This window comes from Chryseobacterium sp., assembly GCF_022712095.1.
GTDB lineage: Bacteria > Bacteroidota > Bacteroidia > Flavobacteriales > Weeksellaceae > Chryseobacterium.
On the sequence record NZ_JALAHD010000302.1, the window covers coordinates 1 to 13,362 of the forward strand.

Consider the following 13,362-nt stretch of genomic DNA (forward strand, 5'->3'; position numbering starts at 1 on the left):
AAAAAAACTTTTTTAATTCCCTCATGTTCCTAGCATTTCTCTCTCATGGTACATTTTGTTGTCAAATGAGCAAGAGTGCCAAAGTTGGGATGTGTATGAAGAAATGAAGTCCGAAACAATCTGTTTCGGACTTCTTTAATCAAATCGATATGCAAAGGTTGAATATCCTCTATTGAGGGCTATCACTTCATGAAAGAAGCTTTTTAGCCATTTCGGAAATACTTTTTCCGTCTGATTTTCCGGCGAGTGCTTTAGAAGCTACTCCCATTACTTTTCCTAAATCTTTAATAGATTCGGCACCGGCTTCTGAAATGATGTTTTTCATTTCGGCTTCAAGTTCTTCTACGGAAAGCTGTTTAGGTAAAAACTGTTCGATAACTTTCATCTGGGCTTCTTCCACTTCTGCTAAATCGGTTCTTCCCTGAGCAGTAAACTGTTCATGAGAATCTTTACGCTGCTTGATCATTCTTTGCAGAATAGCAATTTCCTGTTCAGCAGAAACTTCAGCACCTTTAGCTTCAGTTTTTAAAAGAAGAATTTGGGATTTTACGGCGCGAAGAGAGTCTAAAGCTACTTTATCCTTCTCTTTCATTGCTGTTTTTATGGCTTCGTTTATTGTATTTTCTAATGACATATTTTAATAATTTACTGTTCAAGAATCTTTATAAGTTCAAGAGTGCTGATTACTTTAGCAAATTCATTATTTAAACACGCAAGCTCCATATCATGGAGCTCCTGTGCGGAGTATATCTTTCCATTAGGATCGGTCCTGTCAAAAGTGGCACACGCATCTTCAATAAGATAAGTGTTAAACCCAAAATTACCGGACATCCTTGTGGTAGTACTCACACAATGGACAGTAGTAAGTCCTAAAATAACTGTATTTTCTATTGAAAGCTGATCTAAATGTTCCTTTAAATTAGTTCCAATAAAGCTGCTGTTAACGCTTTTTTTAATTAAAAATTCATTTTCTAATGGAATGAAATCATCTTTCAATGCATTTCCCTGATTACTTTCGTGTAATAAAGAATCAGGATCTTTTGAACAATGCTGGATGATGAAAACGGGAAGTTTCTTCTCTCTGAAAACATCCAGAATTTTTTTTGCATTTTCCTCAGCCTGGGGATTATTTCTGTTGCCACCCCAATATATCTTATCATCAAATCCCTTTTGGATATCAATGATAAGAAGAGCTGTGTTTCTGTTTAATGATTTCATTTCTTGATTTTAATCTACATCTTTATTTAAAAATCTGTTTTCTCTAACTTCCATAGAGCCGTTATTATCAGATAAATAAGTGTTGATATTCTGGTCTGAAGCATTATTTCCGTCTATAGAAATATTCTTTCTTTTGAAAGCAGGAACAGATTCGAATTCATTCGTATTATCAAAACTCTGATAACGGGAGTTGAACTCTTTTAACTTATTTCTTCTTTCAATCACTTTGTCTTCACTGGTTGTTTTATTAACGAAAGTGAATTCACTGTGAGGGCTTTCAGGCTCAGCTTTATTTTCAACAACTGGCTTTTCCTCGGCTTTAGGTTCTACTTTTGCGGGCTCAAAGAAGCTCTGAGGTTTCTGAACCGGCTCTTTTGTAGTTCCTGTTTCAGCAGAAGATGTACGGATTTCAGCTTTAGGCTCATTGATAGGTTCATTTACAAAGAAACTGAATTCAATAGGCTTTTCTTCTTCAAAAGAATTGGTTTCTGCTTTAGGTTCTTCTTTTTTATCTTCGGTATCAAAAGAAAAAGACTGAATTTCTAAATCATGCGGATCTTCCTCATCATAAGAGAATAAATTATAAGCTTCGTCTTCTTGAGACTCATCCTCTCTCCAATCGTCCCTATGGTCTCTCTCATAGAAATCTATTTCAGTTTTTACATCTTCCTCAATAACCATTTTTCTTTCAGAAGAACTCATTCTGAATGAAGAGCTGTCATTATCTTCATCATCTAGTCTGAAAAGACTCTTTCCGGGAGCCCCATGGCCTCCTTCTGAAGATGCTTCTCTCTCTTCTCTGGTTTTGAAAGGAGATGCTTTTGGAGTTTCCAATGTATCGTTCAGGCTGATTTTTATCTTTTCTGTAGGTCCTGCAAACTTTTGGTGGTCTTTTGCAAAACCTGTAGCGATAACAAGAACGCTTACTGCATCACCAAGTTCTTCATCACTTCCCACCCCGAAAATAATATCTGCAGTATTTCCAGCTTCCTTCTGAATGTGATCCATGATAATACCGATTTCATCCATGGTGACCTCTTCTGCACCACTTCTGATTAGCAATAGAACATTTCTTGCTCCTGTGATCTTATTATCATTTAATAATGGAGAATCTAATGCTTTTTTAACAGCTTCTTCGGCTTTGTTCTCTCCTGATGCGGTACCTGTAGACATAAGAGCAGTACCTGAATTCTGAAGTACAGATTTAGCATCTCTAAAGTCAATATTTACATCAAAATACCCTGTAATAACTTCTGCCATACCTTTAGCTGCATTGGTTAATACTTCATCGGCTTTTGAGAATCCCTGTTTAAATCCAAGGTTTCCGAATTGCTGTCTTAATTTATCGTTATTGATTACAATTAAGGAATCAACGTTATTTCTTAATTTTTCCAGACCGTTTTCTGCCTGTTCAAGCCTTCTTTTACCTTCGAAGCTGAAAGGAACAGTAACAATACCTACGGTCAGAATTCCCATATCTTTGGCTACTTTGGCAATAACAGGAGCTGCACCGGTTCCGGTACCACCACCCATTCCTGCTGTGATGAAAACCATTTTGGTGTTTTGTCCCATTGAAGCTTTGATCTCCTCAATGCTTTCAATCGCTGCTTTTTCCCCTACTTCCGGATCTGCACCAGCACCTAGACCTTCCGTCATGGTTACTCCCAACTGAACTTTATTAGAAACAGGATTATTGTCAAGAGTTTGGGCGTCTGTATTGCAAATAACGAAATCCACACCATGAATACCTCTTTCGTACATGTGTTTCAATGCATTATTTCCACCTCCCCCTACGCCAATTACTTTTATGATCGATGAATTTCCTTTTGGTAAGTCAAAGGAAAATCCTTGTGTTCCTATATTTTCCATAATGTCTGTATTTACTATTCTACTTCTTCAAAGAATTTTTTTACTTTTTCCATCAAAGACTGTCCGAATGTCAGCTTTGATTTTTTATTTTCTGTGTGCACCAGATGCTCTGTTTCCTGAACTGGTGCCTGTTGAGCAGCAGTTGTAGTGGTTTCTGTAGTATTATTACTTACAGGTTCCTGCTGAGGAGCTGCTTCTTGTACTGGTTCTTCTATACTCGCAGCCTGTTTTTTGTCACGGATTTTTAAACTTTCCATGAGTAGCCCTATAGAGGTAGCAAACTCAGGACCTTTCAGGTATTGATTTTTGTCATTGGCAATATATTCATTGGCAAAACCTATTCTGCTGTCGAATCCTGTGGTATAGTTGGCTAGCTGTCGAAGATGTTTCAAATTGGATCCACCTCCTGTCAGTACAATTCCAGCAATCAGCTTTTTCTTTTGCTCAAATGCTCCGTAGGCTTTTAGCTCGGTATTAACCATTTCAAGGATTTCTTCCACTCTCGCATTGATAATCTGTGCTAAAGTTTTAAGTGAAATCTCTTTATCGGGTCTTCCGTGTAATCCCGGAATGGTTACAAATGTACTGTCTTTTTCCAGTTCCGGAACTGCTGAGCCAAATTTTACTTTTAACTGTTCTGCATGTTTTTCAATAATAGAACATCCTTCTTTGATATCCTCGGTGATAATACCGCCACCATAAGGAATTACACAGGTATGGCGAATGATATTGTCTTTAAATATAGCGATATCAGTTGTCCCACCACCAATGTCCACAATGGCTACACCGGCTTCTTTTTCTTCTTTCGTTAATACAGCTTCTGAAGACGCCAGAGGTTCTAATGTTAAAGCTTCCATTTCCAGGCCGGCTTCTCTTACACATCTTGCAATGTTTCTGATACTGCCCATTTGCCCGACTACAACATGAAAGTTAGCCTCAAGTCGTTTTCCGTGCATTCCGATAGGTTCCTGAATTTCGCCTTCGGAATCTACCTTATAATCCTGAGGAAGAACATGAATTATTTCTTCTCCCGGAAGCATGACCAGTTTTTTTACCTGATCTTTTAATGCTTCAATATCATCATCTGTAATGAATTTGTCAGGAGTTTCACGCATAATATAATCTGAGTGCTGCAGGGAACGGATATGTTTTCCTGCGATACCTACCGTTACTTTTCGTATAGGCACACCCGCGCTGGACTGTGCTTCTGCAACAGCAGCTTTGATAGAATTAATGGTCTGTGAAATATTATTCACTATACCTTTGTGAACCCCAAGACTTTTGGCCTTACCTACACCAAGAATTTCTATTTTCCCGTGTGTATTCCTTCTACCGACAATCGCGACAATCTTTGTTGTCCCGATGTCCAGACCTACTGAATACTCTTGATTTTCCATTTGTTATATCGATTTGATTTCTTATTCTATTTAGTTTTTGGCTTTGTGGGCGCTTTCTTCTCTGTTGTTTTCTTGATTTCTTTTGGTTGGCTGGTTTTTGGTTTCGCTGTAGTGGTAGATTTGGATTTATTTTCTACCGAAGTTTTCGCAGGTATTTTCGCAACTTCTTTTCTTCCTACCTGCAGAATACTGTCGTTTTCTTTAAACCGCGGATTAAGCGTCGTTACAATCTGGTTTTGGTATTTTACAGAAACTTTATTGTATTTCTGCGGATCCTGATAAACCAGATATTTTTCGACAAAGGCTTTAAACCCTTTAACTTTAAATTCAATATTATCTAAATCTCCAATTTCAACTTTATAGCTTCCTTCGCTTGTGAGAAGGTTATAATTGTCTTTTTCTTTTGAAACCCCAATGAAATAGTTTTTGCTGAAATCATCTTTGTTGATTTTTTCAATAAGTTCCACCAGCTTTTCATATTCTTCAGGCTTTACATTACCGGTTACCAGCATACATGGGTGGGAATAGGTCTTTGAAATTGGAAACTCAACTCCTTTTTCATCCACATACACGTCTTTTCCGTTGGTATTCAATCTGAAAACGGGAACTCTCTGCTTGATGTCCAGATTAAGATTTCCGTTTAAGTTTAAATAGACATTGGCACTGTCTACGGCAGGTAGAGCATTAATTTTCTTTTCCAATACAGGAATATCCAGTGTTCCTACCTTTCCTGAAGGATTCTCTTTTTTTACTATTTCCTTAATGTCCTTCTCATCTACAAAATAGACCGGACTTTTTTCGTTCATTTTTACAGAAATTTTAGCGTCCGTAATTTCCTGATTGCTAAATTTTTTCAAAGAGAAACTTAGCAGAAACCCAAGAATGATTACTGTGACAACAATTTTTAATATTCTGTATTTATTCTTCATTATTTACAATACCAATTCGGTTGATGTTCTATTGATTTTCCTTTTCCAGCCATTGGCACACAGGATCATACAGCGTATCTATATTTCCTGCTCCTACAGTAAGAAGGATTTCAAAATCTTTCTCTTTTATTTTTCCGAAAGCATCCGCTAAAGTGGAGACTTCCTTTTTATCTAAATTTACTTTTTCCAGCAGCCACTCTGAAGTAATTCCTTCAAAATTCTCCTGAAGTTCTCTTGCCGGATAAATATCAAGCAAAATCAATTCATCGGATTTACTTAAACTTTCTGCAAATCCATCTGCAAAATCTCTTGTTCTGCTGAATAAATGAGGCTGGAAAGCAACCAGTAATTTTTTATCGGGATAAAATGTTTTTATAGAGCCCATCACCGCATTGATTTCTGTAGGGTGGTGTGCATAATCATCTATATAGATTTTACCGTTTTTATAAATATGTTTCGTGTATCTTCTTTTAATTCCCTTGAAATTTGCAATTCCTTTTTTAAGGGTTTCAAAATCCACCCCAAGATTGTAAAGAATAGCTATAGCAACTGTGGCATTTTCTACATTATGGATTCCCGGGATTTCCCAGACAAAATCTTTAATGGTTTCAGTAGGAGTATGAAAATCAAAATAGATTTTATCATAGTCCATACGAAGGTTATCTGAATAGTAGTCAGCTTTTTCATTAACAGCATAGGTTCGGTGGTCTCTGCCTATTTCTATTCCCTTTCTCACAAACAGGTGTTTATTTTCCGGAACCAATGAGGCAAACTGTCTGAAACCTTCTTCAATATGGCTTTTATCACCATATATATCCAGATGATCGGCATCAGTGGAAGTGATTACTGCCCAGTTGGGAGATAAGTTCAGGAAACTTCTGTCATATTCATCAGCTTCTACTACTGAATACTGAGAACCATTATATAAAAAGTTAGATTTGAAATTTTCTGAAATTCCACCTAAAAAACAGGAAAATGGTAAGTCGGCTTCTTTACATAAATGCGAAACTAATGTAGAAGTTGTTGTTTTACCGTGGGTTCCTGCTACAGCGATACATTCTGTATGTTCGGTAATAAGGCCCAGAACTTTTGCACGCTTTAATACAGTAAAATTATTTTGATTGAAATAATCTAAAATCCCCAAGTTTTTAATCGCCGGAGTATAAATCACCAAAGTGCTACCCTGTTGAAGAGATGTTATTTTATCATCAAGATTATCTTCAAAAACGATATCAATGCCTTCTTTCATCAGCTCCCGAGTGAGTTTTGTATTGGTTTTATCATACCCCAAAACTTTTTTTCCTGATGCATTAAAATAACGCGCCAGAGCACTCATACCAATACCTCCGATTCCTACGAAGTAAAAAGTCTGATATGTTTCTAAAGTATTCATTTTCTTATTTAGATTAATTTAAATATTTCATCCACAATATCCTTTGTGGCATGTGGCTTTGCAAAGTATTCAAGATTGTGGGACATTTCCTTTCTCAGCTCTTCACTGTTACAGATTTCTTCCAGTGTACTCCAGAATTTTTCTCCCATCTCCGAATCTTTTACCATTCTGGCGGCATTTTTTTCTACCAGGTTCATTGCATTTTTGGTCTGATGATCTTCTGCAGCAAACGGGAACGGAACCAGAATAACAGGTTTTTTTGCTACTGCCAATTCCGAAATAGCAATAGCTCCTGCTCTGGATACAATAATATCCGCTGCAGAATAAGCCGCTTCCATATTTTTAATAAACTCAACAATTTTGATATTTCTGTTGGAAATATGTTTGGTCTCTTCCAGAATATCTTTATAATCAAGTTTTCCGGTTTGCCAGATCAGCTGATAATCTTTATTGACTATCTCGTCTAAATGAGATTTCCATGCATTATTAAGGGTTCTGGAACCTAATGAACCTCCTACTGATAGGATCGTTAATTTATCTTTATCCAGAACAATTTTTTCTTTGGCTTTAGCGGTTTCTTCCATTCCGGAAACAATATTTTCACGGATGGGATTTCCCAGAAATTTTATCTTTTCATTCGGAAAGCCTTCTACTTTTGGATATGCTGTAAATACGGCTTTAGCCTTCTTACTTAAAATTTTATTGGTTACCCCTGCATAAGCATTCTGCTCCTGAATGAAAATAGGGATTCCTAATTTGCTGGCTTCATAAAGCGCGGGACCACTGGCGAAACCTCCTGTTCCGATTGCAAGGTCCGGTTGAAAATCCTTAATGATCTTTTTTGATTTTGACAGACTTTTCAATACTTTAAACGGCAGACCTAAATTGGATAGAAAGTTTCCTCTGTTAATTCCGGCAATGTCAATTCCTTCGATTTTATATCCGGCCTGGGGAACTTTTTCCATTTCCATTTTTCCATTAGCACCAATGAACAAAAATTCTGCATCAGGAAATCTTTTTTTGATCTCATCAGCAATAGCGATGGCCGGGAAGATATGTCCTCCTGTTCCTCCACCTGATAATAATATTTTTAATTTTTTGTCCATTTTACTAGTGTTTATGCAATATCATTTATTTCTGCGATACTCTGCTTTTTACCCATTCCTTCTTCATCATAGATCTGTATCCTCGAACTTATATTGAGTATAATTCCTAATTGTATATAAGTGACCAGCATGGATGTTCCTCCATAACTTATCAGTGGTAAAGGCTGTCCGGTAACAGGAATCAGGTTTACTGCCACGGCAATATTCACCGCCAGCTGTATAAAGATCATCACTCCCAGGCTGAGCACAAGCAGAGAACCGAAAAAGGCGGGCATCTTACTCGCGATCATTACGATCCTTATGACCATAATAAAATACATACTGATAAGAAATATGGCTCCAAACAGTCCGTATTCTTCAACGATAACAGCAAAAATAAAATCGGATGCAGATTGCGGAAGCATTTGTTTTAATGCACTCTTCCCCGGTCCCATTCCTGTAATGCCACCATGTACAATAGCTGCTTTGGCCTGCATTACCTGATAGTTTTTAGCTTTTACACTTTCATCATCTACATCAGCAGATTTTGCTTTACTGGATGTAAAGGTTTCTATACGGCTCATCCATGTGTGAACACGGTTTCCTCCGATGAGGTTAGTATTTAAAGCAACTAATAAAAAGAGGATAATAGCAATAAAAGATGTTGAAATAAATCCGGCAATATACTTCCAGTGCAGCTGACCAATCACCAGTACGATCACAGAAACCATTAATATCATCAATGCTGTGGAACCATTGTCTTTGGCTACCAATACAAATACAAGAAGGATAGGACCGAATATGTAAATAATATTTTCGATCGGAAGTCTTTCTCGTGTTATCTTTTTAGTCAGGTACCGGCACAGATAAATGATCAGCATGAGGAAAGCGAATGATGAAGGCTGGAATGAAATGGGTGTACCCGGAATTTTCAGCCATCTTGAGGCACTGGCTCCATCGATGGTTTGTCCTGTAAACATTGTTACAATCAAGAGAACGATCATAAGGCTCAGCATAATACTGCTCAGCTTTCCTATGTATTCGTATTTAATTGTTCCTACCAGTCTCATAATAATCAACCCCAAGATCACAAAGAACATGTGTTTGATAACGTGACCGGTTGTGGTCCCGTTATTAACAATATATTCCAAATTTGAACTTGCTGAATACACAGGGAAAATAGAGAAGATGGAGATCACAAGAATGACCATCCAAAGTACTTTATCGCCCTTTAGAAATTCAAATCTGCTTTCTGTTTCCTGTTCGTTCATGATATCGTATTATTGCCGGATGTATAAAAATGAAATATATTTTTTACATCTGACATTTACTTTTACTATTTTTTTAAAACCTGTTCTTTAAACTGCTGCCCTCTGTCTTCATAGCTTTGGAAAAGGTCAAAACTTGCACAGCAGGGAGAGAGTAAAACCGTGTCTCCGTTTTTAGCAATAGATTTTGATATTGTAACAGCTTCTTCCATGCTGGAAGTATCATATATGAATTCTTTTTTATCCTTAAAGAAGTCTATGATCTTCTTGTTGTCAATTCCCAGACAGACAATAGCTTTTACTTTTCTCTTTACTAATTCTTCGATTTCAGAGTAATCATTTCCTTTATCTTTTCCTCCAACAATCCATACCGTAGGTGTTTTCATGCTTTCTAAAGCATAATAAGTGGCGTTTACGTTGGTTGCTTTACTGTCATTAATGTATTTTACTCCATCGATCTCTGTCACCAATTCCAATCTGTGTTCCACCGCCTGAAAAGTCATTAGTGAATTTCTAATGCTTTCGTCGTTGATTTCCAGTATTTTACCAGCAATAGATGCCGCTAAGCTGTTTGCTACATTATGATTTCCTAAAAGAGATAATTCTTCAACTTTCATTGAGAACTCCTCTTTTAATTTTACTATGATTTTGTCATTGTCAACAAATCCTCCTTCAGATAATTTTTCTTTTGTTGAAAAAGGAATCATCTTGGCTTTTATTTCTAATTTCTCGAGGATGGTTTTACTCATTTCATCATCTTTGTTGTAGATGAAAAAGTTATAGTTTTCCTGGTTTTCAGTTATCCGGAATTTGGCTAATGCATATTCCTCATAATTATAGTTGTACTGATCCAGATGGTCCTGAGAAAGATTCAGCAACAAAGATATATAGGGTCTGAAGTTCTGAATATCATCCAGCTGAAATGAGCTTACTTCAAGTACATAATATTCATAGTTTTCATCGGCAACCTGCTTGGCAAAGCTGTAACCTATGTTTCCTCCCAGTCCTACATTCATGCCGTCATTTTTCAGAATATAATAGATCAGAGAGGTTGTTGTTGTTTTACCATTACTTCCTGTTATGGCAATGATTTTAGCATTGGTAAATTCAGATGCAAACTCAATTTCAGAAGAGAGTCTTATCCCTTTCTGATGAATTTTATAAATAATATCTGCTTTTTTAGGAATTCCCGGGCTTTTTACAATCCAATCGGCATTTAGTATCCTTTCTTCATCATGAGTTCCTTCTTCAAATTCGATATCGTTTTCGGTTAAAAACTGTTTATAGCTATCTTTAATGGTCCCTTTATCTGAAAGAAAAACTTCCAGACCTTTCTTTTTGGCCAAATAAGCAGCACCACAGCCACTTTCTCCTCCTCCTAAAACAACTATTTTCATATTTCCTGATTTAATGATTGAAAGCTTTTATCCTTTCAATTTTAAATAATACTCTATCTTACTTTTAATGTGATAAGACATACAATAGCCAACATTACACTCAGTATAATCATTCTGTTTACGATTTTACTTTCGTGAAATCCTTCTTTCTGATAATGATGATGTAAAGGTGACATTTTGAACAATCTGTTATTTTGGGCATATTCCAGCCCGTATTTTTTCTTTCTGTATTTGAAAACTGCTACCTGCAGCATTACAGAAATATTTTCTATTAAGAAGATTCCGCATAGCACAGGAATCATTAATTCCTTTCTTAAAATAATAGCTAACACGGCGATTACTCCTCCCAGCATCAGACTTCCCGTATCACCCATAAATACTTGCGCCGGATAGGTATTATACCAGAAAAAACCTATTACTGCACCCACCATGGCGACGGCAAATATGGTAGTTTCCCCCATATTGGGAAGGAACATGATATTGAGATAATCTGCAAAGATGATATTTCCTGATATGTAAGCAAAAAATGCTAAAGTGAGCAATATAACGGCTGAGGTTCCGGCTGCAAGGCCGTCAATCCCGTCTGTGATATTAGCTCCATTGGAAACGGCAGTTACAATAAAGATCACGATAGGGATAAAAACTACCCATGCCCATTCGTGAGCTTCTTCATCGCTCATCCAAAATAGAATTCCACTGTAATCGAATTCATTATTTTTTGCAAATGGAACTGTGGAGACCGTAATTTTTTCTGTAGGCATAAAATTTTGCTCTACATTATTCCTGTTGACTACTTTAGCATCAGCATATTTTCTTTTTACTGTAATATCAGGATGGAAATACATGGTGATCCCTACGATAAGTCCCAGACCGACTTGTCCCACAATTTTGAATTTACCGCTTAACCCGTCTTTATTTTTTTTGATTTTTTTCAGATAGTCATCTAGAAATCCTATTGCTCCCATCCATAGGACAGAAATTATCAGTAAGATGATATAGACATTGGTTATACGGGTAAATAGTAATACAGGGATCATTGTGGCTAAAATAATGATCAACCCACCCATTGTAGGAGTTCCTTCTTTTTGTTTTTGTCCGTCTAATCCAAGATCACGAACCAGCTCTCCCATTTGTTTAGCTCTAAGGTAATTAATGATTCTTTTACCATATACAAGAGCAATGGTCAGGGAAAGCAGAACCGCCATTCCGGCACGGAAAGAGATATATTTCAACATCCCTAATCCTGGAATGTGGATGCCTTGGCTGGTCAGATATTCGTATAGATAGTATAGCATTTTTTCTAATTTAAAATTGAATGGGTACTCTTTTATTTACTCATTAATTTCCATAATTCATTAATGACTTCTTTGTCATCAAAATGATGTTTCACACCATTTATTTCCTGGTATGTTTCGTGTCCTTTGCCGGCGACCAGAACGATATCTTTAGGCTCTGCGAATTTTATGGCCATTTTAATGGCTTCCTTTCTGTCCGGTATTGAAGTATATTTGCTAAAATTCTGAGGTTCAACGCCTGCTTCAATTTCTTTAATGATCTGGGATGGATCTTCTGTTCTTGGATTATCAGAAGTGATGATTGCCAATGTGGACTTTTTAGTGGCAATATTTCCCATTTCAGGTCTTTTGGAATGATCTCTGTCTCCGCCGCATCCGAACACGGTGATCAGTCTTTCATTTTTTGTTCTGATCTCATTGATGCTGTCCAGAATATTTTCCAGCGCATCAGGAGTGTGGGCATAGTCTACTACAAAGAAGATTCCTCCATCTGATTTAAAGGTTTCAAATCTTCCGGATACTCTTTGTAATTTGCTTATTGCCTGTAATATTTCGTCCTGTTCAAACCCCAATTCTGAAGCGATTCCAAATACAAGAAGTAAATTGTAAACATTAAACTTCCCGGTTAGGGTGGTCCAGAACTCTTTTCCATTGAAATTCAGCAACATCCCATTGAAATCAACTTCCAAAATTTTTCCGTGGTAATCCGCAATGGTTTTTAAAGCATAAGATTTTTTCTTTGCTTTTGTATTTTGTAGCATCACATTACCATTTTTATCATCAAGATTGGTAATGGCTATGGCCGTTTCTTCAAGAGTGTCAAAAAATCTCTTTTTTGTTTTTAAATATTCTTCAAAGGTTTTGTGATAATCTAAGTGATCATGGGTGATATTCGTAAACCCAGCAATATGAAAATGAAGCCCTTCAATTCTATTCTGTGCAATACCATGCGAGCTCACTTCCATGAATGCATATTCACAACCGGATTCTACTGCTTTGGCGAGGATCTGATTAATTGTGATCACATCCGGAGTAGTGTGGGTTGCAGGAATCACATCATCGCCGATCCTTATTTCTACAGTTGATAATAAAACTGCTGAATAGCCAAGGTTTTTAAATACATCAAACAGAAGGGTGGCAGTCGATGTTTTTCCGTTGGTTCCGGTAACCCCAACCAGTTTTAAATTATGGGAAGGATTTCCATAAAAATTTGAAGCTAAATGACCTAAAGCTTTTGATGAATCTTTTACCTTAACGTAAGTTACATTTTCATTCAGGCTTTCTGGGAATTCTTCACACACTATTGTTGTTGCCCCTTTTTCTACAGAAGATGCAATAAATGAATGTCCGTCTACGACAGTACCTCTCATCGCAATATACAGAGAGTTTTCAATAGCTTTTCTGCTGTCAAACACCAATTCGGAAACATCACGGTTACTCTCCCCATGAATTTCTATAGTCGGAATTCTATTTAATAGTTCAATTAGCTGCATTTTCTTGATGCTTTTATC

The 13,362-nt window shown here is 36.8% G+C and carries 11 protein-coding genes; all 11 read right to left on the minus strand.

The window, feature by feature from the left end:
- Positions 1–187: 187 nt before the first annotated feature.
- The 11 genes from Q0A18_RS15270 to Q0A18_RS15320 all read right to left on the minus strand — a co-directional run bounded on the left by Q0A18_RS15270 (position 188) and on the right by Q0A18_RS15320 (position 13,344).
- Positions 188–634, minus strand: a complete 447-nt coding sequence (locus Q0A18_RS15270) for a GatB/YqeY domain-containing protein (protein ID WP_292011023.1) — start codon at positions 632–634, stop codon at positions 188–190.
- Positions 635–645: 11 nt separating this feature from the next.
- The gene (locus Q0A18_RS15275) at positions 646–1,218 is read right to left on the minus strand and encodes a cysteine hydrolase family protein (RefSeq protein WP_292011024.1); all 573 of its coding nucleotides are present in this window, start codon (positions 1,216–1,218) and stop codon (positions 646–648) included.
- 9 nt (positions 1,219–1,227) lie between these two features.
- Positions 1,228–3,087 carry a cell division protein FtsZ gene (ftsZ, locus tag Q0A18_RS15280; RefSeq protein WP_292011025.1) on the minus strand — a complete coding sequence of 620 codons (1,860 nt, stop codon included), beginning with the start codon at positions 3,085–3,087 and terminating at the stop codon, positions 1,228–1,230.
- A gap of 14 nt (positions 3,088–3,101) precedes the next feature.
- Positions 3,102–4,484 (minus strand): cell division protein FtsA, encoded by a 1,383-nt coding sequence (gene ftsA, locus Q0A18_RS15285; protein WP_292011026.1) that lies wholly within the window; start codon positions 4,482–4,484, stop codon positions 3,102–3,104.
- 26 nt (positions 4,485–4,510) lie between these two features.
- Positions 4,511–5,413: a cell division protein FtsQ gene (locus Q0A18_RS15290; RefSeq protein ID WP_292011027.1), complete on the minus strand. Its 903-nt coding sequence runs from the start codon at positions 5,411–5,413 to the stop codon at positions 4,511–4,513.
- A 28-nt stretch (positions 5,414–5,441) separates the two neighbouring features.
- The gene (gene murC, locus Q0A18_RS15295; RefSeq protein ID WP_292011028.1) at positions 5,442–6,806 is read right to left on the minus strand and encodes a UDP-N-acetylmuramate--L-alanine ligase; all 1,365 of its coding nucleotides are present in this window, start codon (positions 6,804–6,806) and stop codon (positions 5,442–5,444) included.
- Between the two features lie 8 nt (positions 6,807–6,814).
- Positions 6,815–7,912, minus strand: a complete 1,098-nt coding sequence (murG, locus tag Q0A18_RS15300) for an undecaprenyldiphospho-muramoylpentapeptide beta-N-acetylglucosaminyltransferase (RefSeq protein ID WP_292011029.1) — start codon at positions 7,910–7,912, stop codon at positions 6,815–6,817.
- Between the two features lie 11 nt (positions 7,913–7,923).
- Positions 7,924–9,162, minus strand: a complete 1,239-nt coding sequence (locus Q0A18_RS15305; RefSeq protein WP_292011030.1) for an FtsW/RodA/SpoVE family cell cycle protein — start codon at positions 9,160–9,162, stop codon at positions 7,924–7,926.
- Positions 9,163–9,227: 65 nt separating this feature from the next.
- Complete coding sequence (murD, locus tag Q0A18_RS15310) at positions 9,228–10,556, minus strand: UDP-N-acetylmuramoyl-L-alanine--D-glutamate ligase (RefSeq protein WP_292011031.1); 1,329 nt, start codon at positions 10,554–10,556, stop codon at positions 9,228–9,230.
- A 53-nt stretch (positions 10,557–10,609) separates the two neighbouring features.
- The gene (mraY, locus tag Q0A18_RS15315) at positions 10,610–11,851 is read right to left on the minus strand and encodes a phospho-N-acetylmuramoyl-pentapeptide-transferase (RefSeq protein WP_292011032.1); all 1,242 of its coding nucleotides are present in this window, start codon (positions 11,849–11,851) and stop codon (positions 10,610–10,612) included.
- Positions 11,852–11,883: 32 nt separating this feature from the next.
- Positions 11,884–13,344 (minus strand): UDP-N-acetylmuramoyl-L-alanyl-D-glutamate--2,6-diaminopimelate ligase, encoded by a 1,461-nt coding sequence (locus Q0A18_RS15320; protein WP_292011033.1) that lies wholly within the window; start codon positions 13,342–13,344, stop codon positions 11,884–11,886.
- Positions 13,345–13,362 lie beyond the last annotated feature (18 nt).